The 23,138-nt window shown below is 61.1% G+C and carries 15 protein-coding genes; 6 read left to right on the top strand and 9 right to left on the bottom strand.

The window, feature by feature from the left end; genetic code table 11:
* Positions 1-50 precede the first annotated feature (50 nt).
* Together ACYZUM_RS20115 and ACYZUM_RS20110 are read right to left on the bottom strand one after the other, a co-directional pair.
* Positions 51-3,164 carry a transglycosylase domain-containing protein gene (locus tag ACYZUM_RS20115; protein ID WP_473061120.1) on the bottom strand — a complete coding sequence of 1,038 codons (3,114 nt, stop codon included), beginning with the start codon at positions 3,162-3,164 and terminating at the stop codon, positions 51-53.
* Between the two features lie 266 nt (positions 3,165-3,430).
* On the bottom strand, positions 3,431-3,889 hold the full coding sequence (locus ACYZUM_RS20110) for an REP-associated tyrosine transposase (protein WP_473061119.1): 459 nt from the start codon (positions 3,887-3,889) through the stop codon (positions 3,431-3,433).
* A 626-nt stretch (positions 3,890-4,515) separates the two neighbouring features.
* On the opposite strand from ACYZUM_RS20110, the gene ACYZUM_RS20105 reads away from it, so the two are divergent.
* From ACYZUM_RS20105 to ACYZUM_RS20090, 4 genes are all read left to right on the top strand, one after another.
* Positions 4,516-5,934, top strand: coding sequence for an amino acid permease (locus ACYZUM_RS20105; RefSeq protein ID WP_095668395.1), 1,419 nt, complete (start codon positions 4,516-4,518; stop codon positions 5,932-5,934).
* A 197-nt stretch (positions 5,935-6,131) separates the two neighbouring features.
* Positions 6,132-7,619: a glucosyltransferase domain-containing protein gene (locus ACYZUM_RS20100; protein ID WP_473061118.1), complete on the top strand. Its 1,488-nt coding sequence runs from the start codon at positions 6,132-6,134 to the stop codon at positions 7,617-7,619.
* A 114-nt stretch (positions 7,620-7,733) separates the two neighbouring features.
* Positions 7,734-8,096 (top strand): GtrA family protein, encoded by a 363-nt coding sequence (locus ACYZUM_RS20095; protein WP_145594729.1) that lies wholly within the window; start codon positions 7,734-7,736, stop codon positions 8,094-8,096.
* Positions 8,093-9,730: a glycosyltransferase family 39 protein gene (locus ACYZUM_RS20090; RefSeq protein WP_473061117.1), complete on the top strand. Its 1,638-nt coding sequence runs from the start codon at positions 8,093-8,095 to the stop codon at positions 9,728-9,730. Before ACYZUM_RS20095 ends, ACYZUM_RS20090 begins: the two co-directional genes overlap by 4 nt.
* Here the strand turns inward: ACYZUM_RS20090 and ACYZUM_RS20085 are convergent.
* Complete coding sequence (locus ACYZUM_RS20085; protein WP_473061116.1) at positions 9,651-11,270, bottom strand: FMN-binding glutamate synthase family protein; 1,620 nt, start codon at positions 11,268-11,270, stop codon at positions 9,651-9,653. The two genes, ACYZUM_RS20090 and ACYZUM_RS20085, sit on opposite strands and share 80 nt — an antisense overlap.
* A gap of 232 nt (positions 11,271-11,502) precedes the next feature.
* Positions 11,503-12,303: a helix-turn-helix transcriptional regulator gene (locus ACYZUM_RS20080; RefSeq protein ID WP_473061115.1), complete on the bottom strand. Its 801-nt coding sequence runs from the start codon at positions 12,301-12,303 to the stop codon at positions 11,503-11,505.
* Positions 12,304-12,427: 124 nt separating this feature from the next.
* On the opposite strand from ACYZUM_RS20080, the gene ACYZUM_RS20075 reads away from it, so the two are divergent.
* Complete coding sequence (locus tag ACYZUM_RS20075) at positions 12,428-13,249, top strand: carbon-nitrogen hydrolase family protein (RefSeq protein ID WP_473061114.1); 822 nt, start codon at positions 12,428-12,430, stop codon at positions 13,247-13,249.
* Positions 13,250-13,433: 184 nt separating this feature from the next.
* A complete protein-coding gene (locus ACYZUM_RS20070) occupies positions 13,434-14,759 on the top strand; it encodes an APC family permease (protein WP_473061113.1) in 1,326 nt (441 codons plus the stop codon).
* Positions 14,760-14,765: 6 nt separating this feature from the next.
* Here the strand turns inward: ACYZUM_RS20070 and ACYZUM_RS20065 are convergent, their stop codons facing one another.
* From ACYZUM_RS20065 to ACYZUM_RS20045, 5 genes are read right to left on the bottom strand one after another with little or no spacing between them, the layout of a single operon-like run.
* Positions 14,766-16,169, bottom strand: coding sequence for an ATP-binding protein (locus ACYZUM_RS20065; RefSeq protein WP_108183688.1), 1,404 nt, complete (start codon positions 16,167-16,169; stop codon positions 14,766-14,768).
* A complete protein-coding gene (locus ACYZUM_RS20060) occupies positions 16,166-17,980 on the bottom strand; it encodes a DAHL domain-containing protein (protein ID WP_473061112.1) in 1,815 nt (604 codons plus the stop codon). The genes ACYZUM_RS20065 and ACYZUM_RS20060 overlap by 4 nt, the downstream gene beginning before the upstream one ends.
* Complete coding sequence (locus ACYZUM_RS20055; RefSeq protein ID WP_041068310.1) at positions 17,977-18,930, bottom strand: cytochrome-c peroxidase; 954 nt, start codon at positions 18,928-18,930, stop codon at positions 17,977-17,979. Before ACYZUM_RS20055 ends, ACYZUM_RS20060 begins: the two co-directional genes overlap by 4 nt.
* A gap of 43 nt (positions 18,931-18,973) precedes the next feature.
* Positions 18,974-20,845 carry a putative bifunctional diguanylate cyclase/phosphodiesterase gene (locus ACYZUM_RS20050; protein WP_473061111.1) on the bottom strand — a complete coding sequence of 624 codons (1,872 nt, stop codon included), beginning with the start codon at positions 20,843-20,845 and terminating at the stop codon, positions 18,974-18,976.
* Complete coding sequence (locus ACYZUM_RS20045; protein WP_473061110.1) at positions 20,845-23,100, bottom strand: EAL domain-containing protein; 2,256 nt, start codon at positions 23,098-23,100, stop codon at positions 20,845-20,847. Before ACYZUM_RS20045 ends, ACYZUM_RS20050 begins: the two co-directional genes overlap by 1 nt.
* Between the last annotated feature and the right edge of the window lie 38 nt (positions 23,101-23,138).

Here is a 23,138-nt window from a genome sequence, read left to right as displayed (position 1 = left end):
CAGCGGAAATTCAACGGCAAAAAATACTCCGTTACCACCCAGGCGCCAGCCTAACGTGCTGCGGTCATCGGGTCGGGCTGGCACAGGGTATGCGTACCCGGCTGCAGATACGGCGAAAGGATCGGCGCCATGCCCTTGAGCACCTGCACCGGCAGCGCCGAGGTGAACTTGAAGTTCTCCGCCGAACGCCCGGGGACGAACGCGGTAAGCGTGCCGAAGTGGTTGTTGCCGATGTAGAACACGAAGGTCGCGGTGCGGTTGATCGACTTGGAACTGAGGATCCGCCCGCCGGAGCCGATGGCTTCGATGCGGTTGTCGCCGGTGCCGGTCTTGCCACCCATCACCAATGGCGTGCCGTCGGCGGTTTTGAAACTGCCGGAAACGCGTTTCGCCGTGCCCGAGTCCACCACTTGCGAAAGGGCTTCGCGCATTGCCGTCGCGACCTCCGACGGCATCACCCGTTTGCCGACATGCGGGTCGTTGGTCAGGCGCGTTTCATAGGGTGTACCAGCGGCAAAGTGCAGGCTGTCGATGCGCAGGGTCGGCATGCGCACGCCGTCGTTGAGGATGGTGCCGATCAGTTCGGCCAGCGCGGCAGGACGATCGCCGGAGCTGCCAATGGCGGTGGCCAGCGACGGCACCAGATGGTCGAACGGATAGCCGACTTTCTGCCAGCGCTGGTGAATCTCGAGGAACGCTTCGATTTCGAGCATGGTACGGATGCGGCTGTCACGGGCGCCTTTGTGCTTGCTCTTGAACAGCCAGCTGTAGACTTCCTGGCGCTCGAACTGGCTGGCCTTGACGACCTGGCTGAAGGTGGCATCCGGGTTGTGCAGCAGGTAGCCCATCAACCACAGGTCCAGCGGGTGCACCTTGGCGATGAAGCCCTGATCCGGCAGATCGTAGGTGCCCGGGCCGTAGGCGTCGTACAGCCGGATCAGGCGATCGTCGGTGAGTTTTTCGGTGAGCTTGGCGCCTTTGAGGTGCGCGCGCACGAAGCTGTTGAAGTCTTCCTGACTGGCGTTGGGCAGCAGGTAACGATGCACGGCGGCCATGCGGATCGGCGTCGGGCGCATGCTGTCGAGGAAGGTGTCGAGGCGCGCCTGGGTGTCCTTGTTCTTGTACTTCTTCCAGAACTTGAGCAGGAAGGAGGTCCCCTCGCGGTCAGCGAAACTGGCCAGGTATTCCTGACGTCGCGGGTCGCGGTCGTCCTTGAGCAATTCGGCGCTGCTGTTGGGGCCGGAGTAGGTGACGTAGCGCACCACATCGCGCATCAGGCGAATGAACGGCAGGTTGATCGATTCGCGCAGGGCGTCGCGCAAGGTCGGCATGCGGCCGTTGTCTTCCTTGCGAAAGTTATGGAACACATGCAGGCCGCCACCGGTGAAAAACGCCTCGCCGGGGCTGGCGGAGTATTTGCGGTCGAGCGCGGCACCGAGCATTTTCGACAGGTCGTGATCCTTGTTCTGGATCAGATAATCGATCACCCACTGACTGAGACGATCCTGATCCGGCACCTCGACTTTCTTCAGTTCCGGCACGCTCATGGCGCCGTACTTGTCGTGCAGTTCGGAGATGATCTGCAAGTAAGTGGTGAGCACGCGCATTTTCGCCGTCGAGCCGAGCTCCAGCTTGCTGCCCTCGTTAATGTCGAACGGCTGATCGGTGCTGTCAGTCTGCACGCGTACCCGCGAGCCGTCCGGGGTCAGTTCGAACAGGGTGAAGCTGTAGCGCACCTGGGTGGTGCTGGTGGGGGTGAGCAGGCGTTCGCCAATCAGACCGATCTGCCCGGCGAACGCGGGATCGGCAAGTTTTTTCAGGTAGTCGGTGGCCTGGGTTTGCAGATCGCCCTGCAAGGTGCTGGTGGCTGACAGGTCGAGCCGATCGAGGTCGTACAGCGGGCGATTGAGCATCGTCGCCAGACGGCTGCGGGCAACGCTGATGCCCTTGTTGGTTTCGATCGGCTGGAGGGTCGGCTGGGTCTGCCAGTCGCGGTAAGTGACCTTGCTCGCGAGCGCGGCATCGGCCAGGGCGCTGTCGATCACGCCGTTCTGCTTGAGCAGGCGCAAGTGGCTGTCGGTGAGGTCGGCGAGTTCTTCACGGCCCTTGGTCAGGTAATGCGAAGGACGGCGCTGGGCGATCATCAGCGAGAGCATTTCGCGCAGGGCCAGGCCTTTGTCGGCCATGGTTTTCGGGTCGGTGGCCGGGCTGTTCAGCTGTGCATTGGCCTGGTTGAAGTCGCTGCCGTACCAGACCCGCAAACCTTCGGCCATTCCATGGACTTCACCATGCCCCGGCACGGCGGAGAGGGGCACGCTGTTGAGGTAGTCGCGGATGATGTTCTGCCGCGCGCCGAGGGTTTGCGGCCCGGGCTGATAGGCGCGCACGCTGGCGGAAATCATCTGGCGGATCTTCTCCGCACCGGACACCGTCAGGCCATCGGGCGAGTGCCGGTACTTCTCCAGCTGCGTCGCCAAAGTGCTGCCGCCCGCCGATTGCCCCGGCAGGTGCAGCAACTTCGCCACCTGCGACCAGGCGGCCATGCCGAAGCGCGGCCAGTCCACCGCCGGGTTGGCCAGCGGTTGTTTGGGGTCGAGCAGAAAGCGGTTTTCGATGAACAGCAAACTGCTGACCACCACCGGCGGAATGGCCGCAAAACTCGAATACAGCTGCTGCGGATACTTGTACTGATACAACGGCGCGGCGCGGCAATCGGTGATCGACAATCCGGCCTGGATCTTTTCCGAATAGGGCACGAACAGGCCTTTGTCGGTGTAGCTCAGCAGCGCCGGAGAAAACCGCGTCTGCTCGGTGATCACGTAGTCGCGCTTGAGCAGGCGCGGCAAGAATTCATCGAGAGAGCTGTAACCCAGACGCAGATCGAACGGCCCATTGCCCGGGTAGCGGATCGCTTCGCTGGGGCCCGGTTCCAGCTGATATTTGAGCGAGGCGGCGTACTGGCTCAGCTCCCGGGCCTGAAAACGCGAGGTGCGCATCTCCTTGCTCGCGGCCAGACCCACGACGATGGCAATAATCAGCAGCAATAACCAGAACGCCTTCCAGCCATGCCGGTTGCGGCGTTTTTTGGGGGGGACAGGCGCTTCATCCACACGTTCAGTCGGAACCACGGCTTTACTCGAATCGGTTTGCCACAAAGCGCCCATAGTCGATTGATCCATTCACGCAGATTGATCGGACTTGACTGAAGCTTAGACGGTGGTTGGTGATGGGGAAAAAAATGTGCGGGGTTTGAGTGGGGGTGGTTTCTGAAGAAAACTGTACCTGTGGCGAGGGAGCTTGCTCCCGCTGGACTGCGCAGCAGTCCCAATCCCTGTAGTCGCAATTTGTCTGAAACACCGCGTGCGCGGTAATACGACGGCTTCGCCGCCGAGCGGGAGCAAGCTCCCTCGCCACAGGGGAAGTGGGAGCTTTAGAGCCAGCAGGCGTCCCAAAGCGGGTAATCGCCAATCCGCTCCACCAATCCTGCTCGTAGCGGATTGGCGATGATGTATCGGGCGAAGGGTTTCAAGTCTTTACCATCACGGATGGCATGGTCGTGATAGCCGGTTTGCCAAAACGCGCCTTTTCGGTTCAGGGCGCGATTAATCGACAATGTGCTGCGGGATTTCACCGCTTGCATCAGACGTTCAATATGCATTTCTTCCAGCTGGACCAACCAATGTAAGTGGTCAGGCATCACCACCCAGGCTATCGAATCGACCCATCGCTGGTCATGAGCTCGCCGTAATTCCGCTACCAATAAACGACCGACCTGCCAATTGCTGAATATTCTGCGGCGCTGATGCACCACAGTAGTTATGAGATAAGCACGTCCTAACTCCGAACGACGCCCTCGGCGGAGCCGATGTGAATTTGGGGGTTTACGCATTCCGTTGCGTCCTTTGCGAGTTCAATCCTTATTCACGCTAGTCGCAGCATTCAAGAATTGGGTCTGCGATGACTGTACGAAATTTCCGAAAATTTCCAGATGTCGCCTTCTCTGTGGCGAGGGAGCTTGCTCCCGCTGGACTGCGTAGCAGTCCCAATCCCTGTAGTCGCAATTTGTCTGAAGCACCGCGTGCGCGGGTATTACGACGGCTTCGCCGCCGAGCGGGAGCAAGCTCCCTCGCCACAGGGGAATAGACAGCCAAGCACATCGAAACAGCTGTGCTAGAGCTATCACCTACGCAATACCACCAACGCAGGGGCATGACGGTGCACCAATGCTGTGCAATACTCGCTGGCCTTTTTAGTGGGGAAAAATCCTACGGAGTCCAGGTAATGCCTCTCCGTAAACCGGCGGAATGCCGAGATTTCCCGCTGAATGTTGCGGTTTATAGAGTGAAAAGCCCTGTCACAAGCTTTTTATACTGCACGCCCCGCTGATCTTGCAGGTCGGGACCTGCGAGACGCGTTTGCCCACGAGGCCGGCGCGGTTTCGGGAAGTTCAGGCCTATCGGTCGACGCTTCGCCACTCGGTGGTCATATCCAATAACAAGACGAGGTTGTATCCCTATGCCAGTCGGCAATCACCTGCCCCATGGCGAGACCGCTCACGGCGGCCCGCTCAAACGCGAACTCGGTGAACGGCATATCCGCCTGATGGCGCTCGGCGCCTGTATCGGTGTCGGCCTGTTCCTGGGTTCGGCCAAGGCCATTGAAATGGCCGGTCCGGCGATCATGCTCTCCTACATTCTCGGCGGCCTGGCGATCCTGGTGATCATGCGCGCCCTCGGCGAGATGGCCGTGCACAACCCGGTGGCCGGTTCGTTCAGCCGCTATGCCCAGGACTACCTCGGTCCGCTCGCGGGCTTTCTCACCGGCTGGAACTACTGGTTCCTGTGGCTGGTGACCTGCGTCGCGGAAATCACGGCGGTCGCCGTGTACATGGGCATCTGGTTCCCCGATGTGCCGCGCTGGATCTGGGCCCTGGCGGCGCTGGTCAGCATGGGTTCGATCAACCTGATCGCGGTAAAGGCCTTCGGTGAATTCGAGTTCTGGTTCGCCCTGATCAAGATCGTCACCATCATCGCCATGGTCATCGGCGGCGTCGGCATCATTGCCTTCGGGTTCGGCAACGACGGCGTGGCGCTGGGGATTTCCAACCTGTGGGCCCATGGCGGCTTCATGCCCAACGGCGTGACCGGTGTACTGATGTCTCTGCAAATGGTCATGTTCGCCTACCTCGGTGTCGAGATGATCGGCCTGACCGCCGGTGAAGCGAAGAACCCGCAGAAGACCATTCCCGATGCAATCGGCTCGGTGTTCTGGCGCATTCTGCTGTTCTACGTGGGCGCGTTGTTCGTGATCCTGTCGATCTACCCGTGGAACGAAATCGGCACTCAAGGTAGCCCTTTCGTGATGACCTTCGAGCGTCTGGGCATCAAGACCGCTGCCGGCATCATCAACTTCGTGGTGATCACGGCGGCACTGTCGTCGTGCAACGGCGGCATCTTCAGCACCGGGCGCATGCTCTACAGCCTGGCGCAGAACGGTCAGGCCCCGGCCGGTTTCGCCAAGACTTCCAACGGCGTGCCCCGCCGGGCACTGCTGCTGTCGATTTTCGCGCTGCTGATCGGTGTGCTGCTCAACTACCTGGTGCCGGAGAAAGTCTTCGTCTGGGTGACGTCGATTGCCACCTTCGGCGCGATCTGGACCTGGGTCATGATCCTGCTGGCGCAACTGAAATTCCGCAAAGGTTTGAGCGCCAGCGAACGTGCCGGCCTGAAATACAAAATGTGGCTGTACCCGGTCAGCTCTTATTTCGCGCTGGCGTTCCTGGTGCTGGTGGTCGGCCTGATGGCGTACTTCCCGGACACCCGTGTGGCGCTGTATGTCGGGCCGGCATTCCTGGTGCTGCTGACGGTGTTGTTCTACGTGTTCAAGTTGCAGCCGAGCGGTGAAACGCAGGGCGCGGTGCGTTCGGCCACTTGATGTAGTCGATAGCAAAAGCAAAAGATCGCAGCCTTCGGCAGCTCCTACAGGGTTAATACATTTCCCATGTAAGCGCTGCCGCAGGCTGCGATCTTTTGCCGTGTTACCGCCGGTCTGAAAGAGCGATACAAAGCGGCCGATCAGGCTCAAACCTGTATCTCTTTGCATTCCCGCGCGGCAGTAACCGAGGCGCAGACATGAGGGCGAGCGCATTTCTCGAGCGAGAGCTCAGTCAGCGGCAAGTCGTGCTGTTCTTCCTGCTTGCCACTGCGTTGTACGCCCTGCCGCTGCTCCTCGCCGACTTCCCCTACATTGACGACAACTGGCGTACGCTGGCCGCCGCGAATGCCTGGGCCGGGCAGGGCCGATTGTTTGCCGACTGGTTTTATCAGGCGCTGACGTTCACCGGGGCGGCACCGAACATCTATCCGTTACCCCTGTTGCTCGCGGTCGTGGCGATGAGTCTGGCGCTGACTCGGCTGACCGTTCACTACTTTGTCGAACCGACGCTGGCCTGTTGCCTGGTCGCGTTGCCGCTCTGGTACAACCCGTTTCTGCTGCAGAACCTGTCCTATCAATACGACGGCCCGATCATGGCCTTGAGCATGGTCGCGGTGATTTACGCCATCACGTTCGACGCTTCATCGCGGGTACAGCGCTGGCTGGTACCGGCGGCGTTGCTGGCGCTGGCGGTCGGGCTGTATCAGATCAGCCTCAATGTGTTTCTCGGTCTGTGTGGTGTCGAGTTGATCAGGGCTGTTCAGCAGCAAACGCAGTGGCCGCAGATCTTGCGGATGCTGGGCTGGAAGCTCGCACAAGCGGGCCTCGGCATCCTGATCTATAGCGTCACGGCTTATCCGTTCATGGAGACGTTGCGAAGAACGGATCTGCTGAACCCGGACACCCACCCGCTGTTGCAGATCGGTATCAATTTCTCTCGGGTGCTGCAGAATGTTGCGCTGCTGTTTCACGGCGGCTACTCGTGGGTTTTCGCTGCACTGGTGTTGTGTGCATTCGCGGGCTGTCTGCGTCTGGTTCGGGGCCGCCAACGCCGTTGGCCAAGCCTGCTGCTGTGTTTGCTCACGCTGCTCGTTCTGGTCTTGCTGGTGCCCGGAATCACCCTGCTGTTTCGGGATTTCAATGAAGGCGCGCGGACCCTGATGGGCTTCGGCGTGTTACTGCTGGGGCTGTTCTATCTGGCGCACGTTGCGCTGGCGTCCGGGCACCGCCGATTGCCCTTGCTGCTGATCATTGCGCTGCTGGCGACACTCTCGCTGTCCTTCGCCTATGGCCGGGTGCTGAGCCTGCAGAAAACCTTTGCCAACAGCGCGCTGAACAGCCTGAGCCACGACATCGCCGCCCATCGTGAGCTGCGTGAAGCGAAACGGATTTACCTCTCGGTCAGCTACTCCGATCGCTGGCTGGCCAGTGCGGCCGGTTCATTCGAACAGCTGCCGGTGTTGCACTATCTGCTCAACGTCGACTACTTCATCCTCGCGGAAAATCTGCCGTCGGCGGGCATCACCAACGTGGTCGCCGAACGCGAAAGGCGCAACGCCACCCACGTTGGTTATCAGGGTTTTCCTGCGTTGGTGGACAGCCTGTATTACCGGATTTACCTGATTGGCGATTACGGTTTCATCGTCATGAAGGAACCGCCTCACGGCAGGTTGCTGCAGTGGTAACCCTGACCGTCCGTCGCAATCCACCCCGCACCTGTAATTTCTGACAGTAGACCACTCAAGCGCCTTGCCCTAGCTTCGAAAGTCAGCCGGACCAAGCCATGGCAAGGAACCGTAATGAAAGGATTTCCTGCGCTGACAGTGATTGGCATCGCCGATGCACTTATCCACTGGCAGATTTTTTTCGTCCTGTGCAGCGCCATCGGGTTGACCCAGGCGGCCAGTAACTTCGCCGCATTCTGCGTGGCGGCGGCGTTCTCGTTTTACGTGAACCTGCTTTACACCTTTGACAGCAAAACCTCGGTATTGGGCTATTTGCTGTTTATGGGGCTGATGGCGGGAGCGAGCTTCGGTATAGGCGCGATTGCCGATACGCATGGCTGGCATGGATTGCTGACGGTGACGGTGTTTAGCGTGCTGAACCTGACGTTGGGGTACTGCTTTTTCCGGTATGTGCTGTTTCGTGGACAACGGACATGAAACCTTGGGTAGCCGCACCTTTTTTCAAGGACGCGAATGTTTCAGTGCGGGCCGATCAGCTGGCTCTGGCGGCAGTTCTGATTATTGCGCTGTTCGTGCGGTTCTACTCCATTACAGTCCCCGTAATCTGGTATGACGAGGCCTACAGCCTGCTGCTGGCTCGAGAAACGCCGGCGCGCATCTGGGCGTTGACCGAACTGGATGTGCATCCGCCGCTGTATTACGTGTTGCTGCATTACTGGGGCATGGCCTGGGGCGATTCTGCCGGGGCGGCACGGGGCTTGAGCGTGTTGGCGGACGTTGGCAGCGTGTTACTCGGCATCCAGTTGATGCGTCTGGTGGCCACGCGGCGGGCGACCTGGATGGCGGCACTGTTGCTGGCGCTGCTGCCCGTTTCGGTGCGCTACAGCCAGGAAGTGCGGATGTACACCCTGCTCGGATTCTGGCTGATGGCCGCGACCGTGGCGCTGGTCTGCTGGGCGCGGACACCCGGGCAAAAACGCTGGCCGTGCCTGTACGTGTTGCTGATGAGCGCGGCGTTTTACACGCATTATTTCGCCGCGGGCTGCGTGCTGGTGCACTGGCTGTTCTGGTGGCGGGCGCGAGCGGATCACGCCGCGAGCCTTTCACCCCGCGCGTGGTGCCTGGCCAACGCGGCGATTGTGCTGTTGTTTGTGCCGTGGCTGCCGAATCTGCTTGAACAATTGTCCGCCGGTGTCGCGGCGTGGATCGAGCCTGTGACCGTGCAGGCTGCACTGGGGCTGCCCTGGCAATTCATGTTGATGGAGCCGCGCGTGGCACCCGCGTCGTGGTGGCGGCTGGCGCCTTTGCTGCTGATCGTGCTCTGCGCAGTGCTGATCGTGGCGCAAGGCACCGGCGAGCGGCGTTACCGGCCGTTGCTGCTCGGCTATTTTTTTGTTCCGACGATCTCGCTGTTTGTCCTGGCGCTGTTCATGCCGCTGTTTCTTACGCGCTATCTGGTGTTCGCGGCCCCCGGCATCCCCCTGCTTATCGCCGTGGCACTGGACTCGTTGGCACGCCGATACCCGCGCCCGGCCATGGCGCTGTTCGTGCTGGTGGTCGTCGGACAATGCTACGGCCTGGCGATGGTCTATCGCCAGACCGATGGCATGAATGGCACCGAGATGCGCCGGGACTACCGGTTGGATGGGCTGGCCAGCCAGATCGAACGCGAGGCCCAGCCCGGCGATGACATCGTCCTCGACTCGCTGATTTCGTACTTGCCGTTTCTCTACTACAACACCAGCGCCATTGAGCCGCGGTTTCATGTGCGCACGGCATTCCCGGCGTTCCTCGCCTCCTCGGTTCGCGGTGGCTACGCGCTGATCCCGCTCGCCAGGCGCTGGATCTATTTCCATGACCCGGCGCTGGTGCAATGCCGCCAGCACCGAGTCTGGTGGATACCGCTGGAATCGCCCGATCACTTCCGCACCCTGTTCAGCGGCGATTGGCAAACGCGGCAGACGTTGTGGAGCGGCTCGGCGGTGGCCTACCTGTTCAGCGTCAACACCGCGTCAGTCGCGACCGGTGGCCTTAAGCCGCGGCCACCTCCTGCGGCTCGAAACTGTCAGCCCGGGCCATCTGCCACATCCGCGAGTAGAACTCGCCATTGACCTCGCCCGTGAGCAACTCACCTGGCTTGAGGAACACATGCAGCTGCGAGAACAGCTTGATCTCGGTCGCCGACATGCGTCGCACCAGGTGCTTGGCCGACAGTTGCGACGGATGCTCAAGACCGGCCGCCGCCAACATTTCTGCCAGTGCCTTGAGCGTGTTGCGGTGGAAGTTGTAGACGCGCTGGGCCTTGTCCGGGACCACGAGGGCGCGCTGGCGCAGGGCATCCTGGGTGGCAACGCCGGTCGGGCATTTGTTGGTGTGGCAGCTTTGCGACTGGATGCAGCCGATGGCGAACATGAAGCCGCGCGCGGAGTTGGCCCAGTCGGCGCCGATGGCCAGCACGCTGGCGATGTCGAACGCGCTGACGATCTTGCCGCTGGCGCCGAGCTTGATCTTGTCACGCAGGTTCAGGCCGACCAGCGTGTTGTGCACAAACAGCAGGCCTTCGCGCATCGGCACGCCGATGTGGTCGGTGAACTCCACCGGTGCGGCGCCGGTGCCGCCTTCCTTGCCGTCGACCACGATGAAGTCCGGCAGGATGCCGGTTTCCAGCATGGCCTTGGCGATGCCCATGAACTCCCACGGATGCCCGAGGCAGAACTTGAAACCCACCGGTTTGCCGCCGGACAGCTCACGCAGTTGCTGGATGAACTGCATCATTTCGATCGGCGTGGAAAACGCGCTGTGGCGTGACGGCGAGATGCAGTCTTCGCCCATCTGGATACCACGGGTGTCGGCGATTTCCTGGGTAACTTTGTGCTTGGGCAGGATCCCGCCGTGGCCGGGTTTGGCGCCTTGGCTCATCTTGATTTCGATCATCCGCACCTGCGGATTCTGTGCCTGAGTGGCGAAGCGCTCCGGGTCGAAACGGCCGTCGCTGGTGCGGCAGCCGAAGTAGCCGCTGCCCAGTTCCCAGGTCAGGTCGCCGCCGTGTTCGCGGTGATACGGGCTGATGCTGCCTTCGCCGGTGTCGTGGGCGAAGTTGCCGAGTTTGGCGCCCTGGTTCAACGCGCGGATGGCGTTGGCGCTGAGCGAACCGAAGCTCATGGCCGAAATGTTGAACACCGACGCCGAATACGGCTGCGTGCATTGCGGGCCGCCGACGGTGACGCGGAAACTGCTCGGGTCGCTCAATGGCGCCGGGCGCATCGAGTGGCCGATGAATTCGAAGCCCGATTGATAGACGTCGATCAGCGTGCCGAAGGGTTTGTCGGCGGTTTCGTTCTTCGCCCGCGAATAGACCAGCGAGCGCTGGGCGCGGGAGAAGGGCAGGGCGTCGCTGTCGGATTCCAGCAGGTACTGGCGGATCTCCGGGCGGATGCCTTCGACCAGATAGCGGATGTTGCCCAGGATCGGGTAGTTGCGGCGCACCGCGTGCGGGCTCTGCAGCAGGTCGAACAGACCAAGCAGGCTCAGTACGCCGGTGACGGCGGTGATCGGCCACAGCCAGTCGTGTTCGAGAAAGGGCAGGCTGGCGAGGGTGAAGATCACGCAGACGGCAAAGAAGGCGTAGCGGCTCAGGAGTGACAGGCTCATACGGTTTCCTTGGTTCGGACTCAATGATTACCCATGGCGCGCAGACTGGCTTGTTCTTGTGGCGAGGGAGCTTGCTCCCGCTGGGTTGCGCAGCAGCCCCAAACCTGGCCATCACGGTCTGTCTGATGCATCGCGTGTCCAGGTTTTGCGACTGCTGCGCAGTCGAGCGGGAGCAAGCTCCCTCGCCACAGGGAATTCCAAGCTTCAGATATCTCCTGCATGCCAAGGCTTTTCAGGCGTTCTGCGCCTGGAGAAAAATCGAAAACAGCTCCGACTGGGATTTGATCCCCAGCTTGCTGTACATGTGTTTCTTATGGACTTTCACGGTTTCTACGGAGATTTCCAGCTTACGGGCGATTTCTTTACTGGAGCAACCGCTGAGCATCAGACGCCCGACATCCAGTTCCCGGGCAGTCAGTTGCGCACCCTTGAGTTGCTGCACCGACGCTTCCAGTTGCACCCGCCAGTCGGCCGGTGCAGGCGCGGCAGCGAGGGCCACGGTTTCGTTGATTTCGTACGGCAGGCGCTGGCGCAACAGACCCAGCACCCAAGGCTGGATCAATGACAGCAATGCAATCTGTTCGCCAGTGAAACGTTGTTCACTGCCCAGCGACAGGCACAACGTGCGTTCGCCTTCGAGCTGGCAATTGAACTGGATTTCGTCGGCGACCACATTCAGACGAAAGTATCGCTGGTAATACTCGGTCAGCTCGAAATGCTCCGGTGCCACCTCCGACAGGCGGTACAACCCGGTGCGCGACTGCTCGCGACAGGCGATGTAGAACGGGTCGAGCAGGTACAACCCGCGCAGATAATCCTGAAACAACGGGTCGGGACTGCCGTCTTCGCCGGGGCATTCGGCGAACACTTGCGGGTGCTGATCGGCGCTGAACAGCAACACCACCCAGCTATCGAACGCCACGTACTGGTCGAGCAGACGCACCAGTTGTGCCCAGAAATTCGGCTTGTCCAGCGCATCGATCAACTGCCCGACGGCGCGGTGCCAAGTGATGTCATCAAACGAAACGGTCATGAATCTACCCCTATCGGGTTACCCCGGCCGCGTGATTCCCTGCCGGTTGCTTGCTGCGCATACTGGCCCACAGACAGCCACCGGGCAATCTTTCAGCGCCCGGCCCTGACCACAAGGACTCGCAATGAAAGTCGAACTCGCCCAACTGGCGGGCCGTGACAATGGCACCGCATACAACCTCGAACGCGCCCTCGCCGCGATTGCCGCGTGCGGTGCCGACACGCAACTGATCGTATTCCCGGAAACCCACTTGATGGGCTTCCCGACGGCCGACACCGTGGCGCAGATCGCCGAGCCGCTGGATGGCCCGACCGTCCGCGCGGTGCAGGCCGCTGCCCGCGAGCGCAACCTCGCCGTGGTGATCGGCATGGCTGAGAACGACAACGGTCGCTTCTACAACACCACGCTGCTGATCACCCCCGAAGGCATCGCCCTCAAATACCGCAAGACCCACCTTTGGGCGTCGGATCGCGGCGTGTTCGAGGCCGGCGACCGCTACGCCACCTGCGATTGGAACGGTGTGCGCGTCGGCCTGCTGATCTGCTACGACATCGAGTTCCCGGAGTCCGCCCGCGCGTTGGCGCAACTGGGCGCCGAGTTGCTGATCGTGACCAACGGCAACATGGACCCGTACGCCCCGACTCACCGCACCGCGATCATGGCCCGTGCTCAGGAGAATCAGGCGTTTGCGCTGATGGTCAATCGCGTTGAGGCCGGGGATGACGGCTTGATGTTTGCCGGCGGCAGTGCGCTGGTCGATCCGCTGGGGACGTTGCTGTTCGAGGCGGGGCGCGAAGAAGGGACGTTCAGCGTCGAGCTGGATTTCGACCGGTTGCAGGTCGCGCGCCAGGATTACCGCTATCTGGATGATCAGCGGTTGAAGCTGCCGGGGGAGGTGGTAGAGCACGCGTGCGGATTGCGTGAGTTGCTGATTCCTGCGCGCTGAAGATCAAAAGATCGCAGCCTTCGGCAGCTCCTACACCATTGCACTGCGTACTCCTGTAGGAGCTGCCGAAGGCTGCGATCTTTTATCGATTCATCTGACTCACCCAAAAAAACAAAGCCACACCCGAAACATTCGCCGAACTCGGCTCTGCCATAAATCCAATAACATTCGGAGTAAGTCGCCCATGGCTCGTTTGCAACGCACCCTGTCATTAGGGTCGGTGGTGCTGTTCGGCATCGCCTACATGACGCCGATCATTGTCCTCGGCACCTTTGGCATCCTCGCGCAATCCACCGCCGGCATGGTCCCGGCAGCGTACCTGGCAGCACTGGTGGCGATGTTCTTCACCGCCATGAGTTACGGGCGCATGGCCGCCGCGTTCCCGGTTGCCGGTTCCGCCTACAGCTACGTGCGCAAGGCGATCAGCCCCAGGCTCGGCTTCATCGCCGGTTGGGCAGTGTTGCTCGATTACCTGTTTCTGCCGATGGCGATCTGGCTGATCGGCGCGGCGTACCTTGCTTCGGCATTCCCGTCGATCCCGCAGTGGATCTGGGTGCTGGCGTTCATTGGCATCACCAGTGCGATCAACATCGTTGGCCTGAAACTGGCCAACGGCATCAACGCCTTGCTGATGCTGGTGCAATTTCTGGTGCTGATCGCCTTCGTCGCGCTGTGTGTGCACTACGTCGGCGGTGATGCGCGCACGCCGTTGTGGTCGATCAAACCGTTCTTCAACGGTGACATGCAAATGCCGCTGATCATGAGCGGCGCGGCGATTGCCTGTTATTCGTTCCTCGGCTTCGACGCGGTCAGTACGCTGACCGAAGAAACCCGCGACCCACGCCGCACCATTCCACGGGCGATCATGTTGATCACCCTGATCGGCGGGCTGATCTTCGTCGGCGTGTCGTACTTCGTGCAGATCGCCCACCCGTCGTTCCAGTTCGACAGCGTCGACTCGGCGGCCTATGAAATCGCACGCAACATCGGCGGCGACCTGTTCGTCTCGATCTTCCTCATCGGCCTGATCGTCGGCCAGTTCGCTTCGGGGCTGTCGGCCCAGGCCAGCGGTTCGCGCTTGCTGTTTGCCATGGGGCGCGATGGCGTGTTGCCCAAGTCGTTTTTCGGCACCTTGCATGCGCGCTTCGGCACGCCGGTCAACAGCATCCTGCTGTGTGCGGTCGTGGCATTGCTGGCGCTGAAACTCGATGTGACCACCTCAACCTCGTTCATCAACTTCGGTGCGTTCCTGGCATTCAGCCTGGTCAACCTGTCGGTGATTTTTCATTACTGGATCGGTGGCGAGAAAAAAGGCCCGCGTGAGCTGGTGCTGTTTCTGATCTTCCCGTTCATCGGGCTGCTGGCGGACGTGTGGCTGATGGTCAGCCTCGATCACCTGGCGGTGTATCTGGGCTTGAGCTGGCTGACGATTGGCGTGGTGTATCTGGCGGTGCTCACTGGCGGCTTTCGGCGGCAGCCGCCGGAGATGGATTTTCAGGAAGCGACCTGAGGCGCCTCAGGCCGCGGGCCGGCTCTGACGCATCGGCAACTCGACGCGGAAGGTCGTGCCCACCCCCGGTTCGCTGCGGACCGAAATGTCGCCACCGTGTTTTTTGACAATGCCGTAGGACAGCGACAGGCCCAGCCCGGTGCCCTGGCCAACCGGTTTGGTGGTGAAAAACGGATCGAAGATTTTCTGCAGGATGTCCGGCGCAATCCCGGCGCCGGTGTCCGCGACTTCCACCCAGGCCGTGTCCTGCTGCTGCCCGGTGCGCAAGGTGATGGTGCCGCGCTCGGGGCCCATGGCCTGAGCCGCGTTGACCACCAGGTTCATGATCACCTGATTGATTTGTGACGGCAGGCACTCGATATCCGGCAGCGGCTGATATTCCTTGATCAGGTCAGCCTTGTACTTGAGTTCGCTGGCGACAATGTTCAGGGTCGACTCGATGCCTTGCTGCAGATTCGCCCACTGCCATTGCTGATGGGTATCGACCCGGGAGAAATCCTTCAGATCCTTGACGATCTGTCCGACCCGGCCAATGCCTTCCTTGGACTCGCGGATCAGTACCGGGATGTCTTCGAGCAGAAAATCCAGATCGGCGTCTTTGCGCAGCTGCTCAAGCCGGGCCACGGATTCGCTGTCTGGCGTGGCGCCCAGCGTCTGCCAGGCATCGAGTACGCTGAGCAACTGATTGAAGTAGCCGTCAAGGGTGCCGAGGTTGGAGGAGATGAAGCCGATCGGGTTGTTGATTTCATGGGCCACGCCAGCCGCCATTTGCCCCAGTGAAGCGAGCTTTTCCGACTGCACCAGCTGACTTTCCAGTTGCTTGCGTTCATCGATTTCGCGCTGCAGAGCTTCGCTGGCCTGCTTGAACTGGGCGGTGCGCTGATCGACCAGATGTTCCAGGTGATGCATCTGCAAGGAAGCGCGTTCGGTCATCTGCCATTTGGTCAGCAGGGTGTTGGCCATTTGTTGCACTTCAATGTTGTCGAACGGCTTTTTCAGAATCAGTAATCGGTCATGCGCCTGCAGCCGTTCGAGCAGTTCATCCCAGGAGTAATCCGAGTAGGCCGTGCAGACCACCACCTGCAACAGCGGATCCTGTTGCCAAAGGTGTTCGATGGTTTTCGCGCCGTCCCAGCCGTCGGGCATGCGCATGTCGACGAAAGCCAGTGCGTAGGGGCGTTGTTCGTGCAAGGCCTGCATCAGTTTGCCCAGGCCTTCCTCGCCGCCGTAGGCCGAGTCCAGCTCGAACGGCGGACGTTCGGCGCGCACCTGTGCACCAAACAACGCCGCCTCCATCTCGTCCAGTTCCACTGACTGCGCCGCCGGTGGCGCGAGAATCTTGCGGAAGTCTTCATGAATCGACGGCATGTCGTCGATCAGCAGAATACGGCGGTTCGACAGCTCGCTCATGCGTTCTCCGTGACGCTGATCAGGGGAATCTGCAAGGTGAACAGCGCCCCCTTGCCCGGTCCGTCGCTGTGCGCGGTGAGGTGCCCGTTCATCTCGATGGCCGCCAGTGCGCAGCTGTGCAGACCGAAGCCGTGGCCTTCCTTGCGGGTGGTGAAGCCGTGGGCAAAGATCCGCGTCATGTTTTCCGGAGCAATGCCTTCGCCATCGTCCTTGACGCTGATTTCGAGGAAGCTGTCATCGACGATTTTTACCGCCAGCGTGATGGTGCGAGGGCGGTTGCTGAGGTCGGACATGGCGTATTTGGCGTTGCTGATGAGGTTGATCAGGATCAGCAGCAAACGGTGTTTATCGCCCATCACCTGCGGCACCTCGGCGTACTCCCTGACCACCGTGACGTGGTGTCGGGTCAGCGCTCCGGCGTTCATGCGCAAGGCGTCTTCGAGCAATTCATTGATGAACAGCGGTTCAGTCATGCTGTTGGCGCCGGCGTAGGACTGCTGGGTGGCGACGATGTCCTTGATGTGATCGACGCTTTTGTTCATCTGGTTCAGTTCGTCGACCATTTCCTGCTGTTCCTGGGCAATCGCACCCACCAGCTGATTGAGGTAACCGGGGAGCAATTTGCCCTTGGGGTCTTCGCACAGAAAGGCGCCGAGGTCATGCGGGTGTTCGTTGATCAACTGCATGGCCTTGCCCAGGCCCTGGGTCTTGCTGTTGCGCAGCTTGCGCGTGATCAGGTCGCTGGAGATATTCACGCTGTTGAGCACGTTGCCGACGTTGTGCAGCACGTTGGTGGCGATTTCCGCCATGCCGGCCTGACGCGCCGCGTCGAGCAGTTCGCTCTGGGCGTCCCTGAGTTCGCGGGTACGTTCCTCGACCCGTTGCTCCAGGGCATCGTTGGCCGTTTGCAGGGCCGTGTTGACCCGATTGATCTCGGCGAAACTGCCGATCAGGCGGATCGCCAGCCACACCAGCGAGAGCATCAGCAACACCGAAAACAGCAGCAGGTAGAAGTGGTATTGGCGGTCGACCCGGTCGGCGCGCTGTTGATCGCGATCGAGCAGAGTGGTGAGGGTATCCAGGCGCTCGGCCACGGGAATGTTTTCGATGCTTTCGAGCAACTGATTGACCAGCGGCTGCTCGCGCGCGATCAGGCTGATGTGGTTGCTCATGATTTTGATCGGGGTTTCAAACGCCGGCGGCAGCCGTTGCGCATTGACCTTCAGTTTGTTCAGGCCGACCTCGATGTCGGCGGCCCTGTCGTCGGAAGTGACCTGGGCGAACTCCAGGGCACTGAGCAGCAGGTCGTAAGTGTCGGTGGTGATGTTTTGCAGCTGTAATTTATCCAGGTCCGACAGGTTGGCGAGTTGCTCCTGAATGTCGTCTTCGGCGGTGGGTAAAAAGGCCAGGGAATTGCGCAACAGTGCGTTGTGCGATTTGAACTGTTCGACCAGGCGGATCTTCTCCTGCATCGCCTGCAGAAAACCCTCGTGGGCGTCGTTCCATTGCGCCGAGTCGTTGCGGCCATGCCCGGCCTCGATCGCGTCGAAGCGCGCCCAGAGCCGGTTCATCTCGGTCATGGGTGACACCAGCGGATCGTAATTGTGGGTGAGCGCCACTCGCGCCTTGAGGATCTCGTTTTCCCACAGCGAATTCTGCTGTTTGATCTGCCGGATCAGATCCCGCGACTCGGTATAGGTCATGGTCTGGTCGGAGCTGGACTTGAAGTACAGAAACAGCAGAATCGAAGCCAGCACCAGAGCGACCAGCGTGAGCAACAGCAGACTGCGCCGACGGGAGATGTTGATCATGGCTTGCCTTCCCTTTGGCCGGTCAGGGTCTCGAGAAATAGAATGATCAGCCGTTTGTCCTCTTCGGTCGGCGTGCGTCCCAACTGATACTGGAACATCACATCCACCGCCTTTTCGAGGGTGTCCGCCGAGCCGTCGTGAAAGTAGGGCGCGGTCAGCGCGACGTTGCGCAGGCTCGGCACTTTGAAAAATTCACGATCCGCTTCGTCCCGGGTGACGTTGAAGCGGCCTTGATCAGCCACGGTCGGGTTGCCGCGATCGGCAATGTAATCGCCGAACACGCCAAACTTCTGGAACATGTTGCCGCCGATGTTCACCCCTTGATGGCAGGCGATGCAGCCGTATTCCTTGAAGCGCTGGTAGCCGTACTTTTCCTCGAGGGTGAGGATGTCGGTGTTGCCCAACAGGTATTGATCGAAGCGCGAACCGGGCGTCAGCAAAGTACGTTCGAAACTGGCCAGCGCCTGCTGGACATTGGCCTGGGTCACGCCGTCCGGGTAGGTGGCGGCAAAGTCGCGACGGTAGTCGGGGTCGTTCGAGATCCGCTCGATAACAGTGCGCCAGTCGCTGCCCATTTCATGGGGACTGGTGATGACGACGTTGCTTTGTTCCTCCAGCGTTTCGACACGGCCGTCCCAGAACTGGCGGAAATTGAGGGCGGCGTTGAACACGGTCGGCGTGTTGACCGCCACCGGTTTACCGTCGAAGCCCAGCGACAGGGCGCGGCTGTCGGCACCGTTCTTGTCCAGTTGGTGGCAGCTGGCACAGGACAGCGTGTTGTTGATCGATAACCGTGGTTCATGGAACAGGCGCCGACCCAGTTCCACGCGGCGGACGTCCTGCTGCGGCACCGCGGGCAACGGTTTGAGCGGCTCGTCCAGCGGCTCGGCACTGGCCCCGGCGCAGAGCCCGCAGAGCAGCAACACGATGGCGTGGTGGAAAAGACTCATCGGCAATCGTCTCCCTGACTCAGGGCCGTTTTCAGCGTGTTGATCAAATCGTCCACGGCATGGCTTCGCTGCCGGCCAGCAAGCGCGCAAACGCGTCTGCCGGCAGGGCCTTGCTGAAAAAGTAGCCCTGACCTTCCTCGCAGTGATGCGCCTTGAGAAAGGCCAGTTGTTCGGCGGTTTCAATACCCTCGGCAATGACGTTCAGCCCCAGACTCTTGCCCAGATGGATGATGGCGCTCACCAGTGCGGCATCGTTGGGGTCGTTGCACAGGTTGCGAATGAACGACTGGTCGATCTTCAGCACATCGATGGGAAACCGCCGCAGGTAACTCAGGCTGGAATAGCCGGTGCCGAAGTCATCGATGGCCAGGCGCGTGCCCAGCGTTGTCAGGCGCTTGAGCGCGGTCATCGTCGCCTCGACGTTTTGCATCAGCACGCCTTCGGTGATTTCCAGCTCCAGGCAGTCCGGGGCCAGGCCCGTCTGCTCAAGCACGCGCTCGATGCCGGCGACGAAGTCACGCTGGCGAAAATCGATCGGCGAAGTGTTGACCGACATGCGGATCGGCGGCAGTCCGGCGACTTGCCAGTCGCGGGTCTGACGACAGGCCTCAGCCAGCACCCATTTGCTCAGCGGCACGATCAGACCGCTGTCCTCGGCCACCGGGATGAAGTCCGACGGATAGACCCAGCCGTGTCCCGGTTTCTGCCAGCGTATCAGGGCTTCGGCACCGACCACTGTGGCCGTGCGCAGGTCGATTTTCGGTTGGTAGTGCAAGACGAATTCGTGCTCATGCAGCGCGCGGCGGATGCCCGACTCGATGCTGTGCTGTTCCCGGGCGTGCTGGTTCATGGCTTCGATGAAGAAGCCAATGTTGTCAGGGCCGTGCTCCTTGACGTTGCGCATCGCCGTCTCGGCTTTCTTGATCAGCTCGATGGCTTCGAGGCCATCTTCGGGATAGACGCTGATGCCAACGCTGGCGGTGACGCTGACGTCGTGGCCGGCAATCGCTTGCGGCAGGCGAATGGCGGCCAGCAGTTTTTCCGCGAGGCCGTGGGTTTGCTGGGGATGGTTGATGTCGCCAAGGATCACCACGAACTCGTCCGAGCCATAACGAAACACCGAGTCGGAATCACGTACGCAGGACAGCAGTTGCCGGGCGACCCGTTTGAGCATCTCGTCGCCCGCCGGATGGCCCAGTGCATTGTTGATGCGCTTGAAGCGATCCAGACCGAGGAACATCACCACCAGTTGCTTGTCATGGCGCCGGCATACGGCGATGGCCTGGCTCAGACGATCGCCCAGCAGGGTGCTGTTGGGCAGCTCCGTGAGGCTGTCGTATTGCAGCAGATGCGAGACTTTGAGCAATTCGTGCACCCGCGCCTCGATGGTCTGCTCGAGGCTGAGCATCTTCAGCGCCGCGTCCTGCGCCAGCTGCCACTTCCAGGTCAGCGCGTTGGCCATCTGGCGGATTTCCAGACTGTCGAACGGCTTTTTCAGGATCAGCAACTGGTCGCCGAACTCCAGCCGTTCGGCCATCGCCTCCCAACTGTAGTCGCTGTACGCGGTGCACAAGGCAATCTGCAGGTTCGGATCGACCCGCCACAATTGTTCGATGGTTTCCAGGCCATCCCAGCCGGGCGGCATGCGCATGTCGATGAAGGCGAGGGCATACGGGTTGCCGCTGACCAGCGATTGTTTGACCAGAGCCAGAGCTTCCTGGCCCTGATAAGCGGAGTCGAGCTGGAAGCTCAGGTGCGGCGTCTGCTGGGTGCCGAACAGCGTCTGTTCCAGTTGATTCAGATCGACGGCGTCCTGAACCTGTGGGGCAAGGATCTTGCGAAAGTCGTCGTGAATCGCCGGCGTGTCGTCGATGATCAGGATGCGCCGGTTGGTCTGGGGGAACGGCGTTTTCATCACTCGTCCTCCTTCGGTGCCGGGTGAGCACTGTCCTTGAGCAATTGCCCGGCCTGTTCGGCGTTGACCGCCGCGCTGAAATACAGCCCGCGCGCGCTGGGCAGCGGGGCTGCGGCAGGTGGCGCGCACGGTTGATCCGGCGACGGCTGGCCTTCAGCGATGATGCCGATGTCCAAGTCCCGGGCGAAGTTGACGATGGCGCGCAAGGCGTTGGCACCGGCCACATCGTGAGCGGCATTGTCGATGACGCTCTGGGCCAGTTTGAGCTGATTGACCCGGTAGGTTTTCAGGTAATCGAACGAGGAATATTCGGTGCCGAAATCATCGATGGCGATGGTCACGCCCAGTTCACGCAGGCGCGGCAACGCGTCGTTGTGCGTCCACTTGGTCTGGGCCAGCGTGGCCTCGGTGACATCGAAGCGCAGGTCCCAGGGGGCGAGCTCCCAGCGGGCGGTGGTGCGCAGCACGGTATAGATCAGTTCCGGGCCGCTTTTGAGTTGCGCCAGGGAAATCTTGATCGCCATCACGGGCGGCGCCACCCCTTGATTACGCCACAGATGCATCTGATGGCAGGCGTGATCCAGCACCCAGCGTCCGAGCGGAATGATTGCGCCGGTTTTCTCCGCGATCGGCACAAAGTCCGCTGCCGGCAGCAGGCCGCGCCGGGGATGCTGCCAGAGGACTTGTGCCTCCATGCCCAGAATCCTGCCGCTGTGCAGATCAACTTCCGGTGCGTAATGCAGCCGCAGTTGATTGCCTTCAAGGGCGGTCATCAATTCGCTGACCAGGGTCATGCGCTCGGCCACTTCCCGAGAAATCTCCTCGGAGTGGAAGTGATACTGATTGCGGCCCATTTCCTTGGCGCGGTACAGCGCCATGTCGGCCTGCCCGAGCAGGCTGTCGGCATCGAGACTGAGCTCGCTGTAACTGCTGATGCCAATGCTCACCGAAATGTGCAGTGCATTGCCGGCCAGGTTATAGGGTGCCAGCAACGCGTCGCGGATGTTGGCGGCCATCGCCGCCGACTGGGTCGGGTCACTGACGTCCAGTTGCAGGATCGCGAATTCATCGCCACCCAGACGCGCCACCACGTCGCTTTCGCGGACACCGGACTTGATGCGCCGGGCGACCTCCTGCAGCAGCAGATCGCCAACCGGGTGACCGAGGGTGTCATTGATCCGCTTGAAGTGGTCCAGATCCAGGTAAAACACCGCAAACGGCATCGCGCCGCGTCGCGCAGCGGCAAACGCCTGGTGCAGGCGTTCGATCAGTGTGGCGCGATTGGCCAGGCCCGTCAGGCCATCGGAGCGGGCGAGCAAGGCCAGTTTGTCCTCGGCCTGACGACGTTCAGTGATGTCGAGGATGATGCCTTCGACTTCCAGCAGACGGCCGTCCTGATCGCGTACCGGGATGTAGCGGTTCTCCACCCAGCGCCAGGTGCCCTGGCCGGTGCGCATGCGGAATTCGATGGACGCGCCCGACGCATGCCGATCCAGTACCCGGGCCATTGCCGCGTCGACGCTGGCCTGATCGTCCGGGTGAATCAGGACCTTCGCCCAGTCGGGCGAACCCACCAGGTCGGCGGCGACATGGCCGTAGCGGGTGATGTTGTGGGAGATATACATCAGCGCGAATGAGGGCTCGCCACGCAAGCGGTAAAGGATGGTCGGACTGTTCTGCACGATCACGTTGGCGTCCGACAGCTCCCGGGTCCGCTCCTGCACTGCGTGCTCCAGCAGGCTCATTTTCAGCTCGGCGTCTTCGGTCATTTGCCATTTGACCGTGAGGGCGCTGGCCATCTGCCGAATCTCGATCGCGTCGAAAGGCTTTTTCAGAATCAGGAGCCGGTCGTTCAGTGCCAGGCGTTGGTCGATGTCTTCCCAGGAGTAGTCGGAATAGGCCGTGCACAGTGCGACTTGCAGTTTGGGGTCGACTTGCCATAGCCGTTCGATGGTCTCCAGGCCATCCCAGCCTGGCGGCATGCGCATGTCGATGAAGGCCATGGCGTAGGGGCGGTTTTCAGCCAGCGCGGCTTCGAGTTTTTCCAGGGCTTCCTGGCCCTGAAAGGCCGAATCCAGCTCGAAGTGTGGGGTGTGCCGGACAGACGAGGTGCCGAACAACAGGTTCTCGGTTTCGCCCAGGCCATCGTCGCCGGGAACGACGGGGCTGAGAATCTTGGCAAAGTCGTCATGGATCGCCGGACTGTCGTCGACAATGAGCACGCGGCGATTGACCGGCGCGGTGGGCGGGTTCATGTCGCGCCCTCCTCGGGAAGGCGTGCTGTGATCATCCG

Source organism: Pseudomonas sp. m6p, from assembly GCF_055760375.1.
Note: the sequence above shows the minus strand (reverse complement) of the source record. Positions and strands in the feature narration are given on the sequence as shown.

What these genes read in the sequence shown, in the direction of transcription:
- ACYZUM_RS20075 (WP_473061114.1), top strand. Translation starts at nt 12,428, where the DNA reads ATGAAAGTCGAACTCGCCCAACTGGCGGGCCGTGACAATGGCACCGCA.
- ACYZUM_RS20050 (WP_473061111.1), bottom strand. Translation starts at nt 20,845, where the DNA reads ATGAAAACGCCGTTCCCCCAGACCAACCGGCGCATCCTGATCATCGAC.
- ACYZUM_RS20055 (WP_041068310.1), bottom strand. Translation starts at nt 18,930, where the DNA reads ATGAGTCTTTTCCACCACGCCATCGTGTTGCTGCTCTGCGGGCTCTGC.
- ACYZUM_RS20095 (WP_145594729.1), top strand. Translation starts at nt 7,734, where the DNA reads ATGAAAGGATTTCCTGCGCTGACAGTGATTGGCATCGCCGATGCACTT.
- ACYZUM_RS20090 (WP_473061117.1), top strand. Translation starts at nt 8,093, where the DNA reads ATGAAACCTTGGGTAGCCGCACCTTTTTTCAAGGACGCGAATGTTTCA.
- ACYZUM_RS20105 (WP_095668395.1), top strand. Translation starts at nt 4,516, where the DNA reads ATGCCAGTCGGCAATCACCTGCCCCATGGCGAGACCGCTCACGGCGGC.
- ACYZUM_RS20110 (WP_473061119.1), bottom strand. Translation starts at nt 3,889, where the DNA reads ATGCGTAAACCCCCAAATTCACATCGGCTCCGCCGAGGGCGTCGTTCG.
- ACYZUM_RS20085 (WP_473061116.1), bottom strand. Translation starts at nt 11,270, where the DNA reads ATGAGCCTGTCACTCCTGAGCCGCTACGCCTTCTTTGCCGTCTGCGTG.
- ACYZUM_RS20080 (WP_473061115.1), bottom strand. Translation starts at nt 12,303, where the DNA reads ATGACCGTTTCGTTTGATGACATCACTTGGCACCGCGCCGTCGGGCAG.
- ACYZUM_RS20115 (WP_473061120.1), bottom strand. Translation starts at nt 3,164, where the DNA reads ATGGGCGCTTTGTGGCAAACCGATTCGAGTAAAGCCGTGGTTCCGACT.
- ACYZUM_RS20060 (WP_473061112.1), bottom strand. Translation starts at nt 17,980, where the DNA reads ATGATCAACATCTCCCGTCGGCGCAGTCTGCTGTTGCTCACGCTGGTC.
- ACYZUM_RS20065 (WP_108183688.1), bottom strand. Translation starts at nt 16,169, where the DNA reads ATGAGCGAGCTGTCGAACCGCCGTATTCTGCTGATCGACGACATGCCG.
- ACYZUM_RS20100 (WP_473061118.1), top strand. Translation starts at nt 6,132, where the DNA reads ATGAGGGCGAGCGCATTTCTCGAGCGAGAGCTCAGTCAGCGGCAAGTC.
- ACYZUM_RS20070 (WP_473061113.1), top strand. Translation starts at nt 13,434, where the DNA reads ATGGCTCGTTTGCAACGCACCCTGTCATTAGGGTCGGTGGTGCTGTTC.
- ACYZUM_RS20045 (WP_473061110.1), bottom strand. Translation starts at nt 23,100, where the DNA reads ATGAACCCGCCCACCGCGCCGGTCAATCGCCGCGTGCTCATTGTCGAC.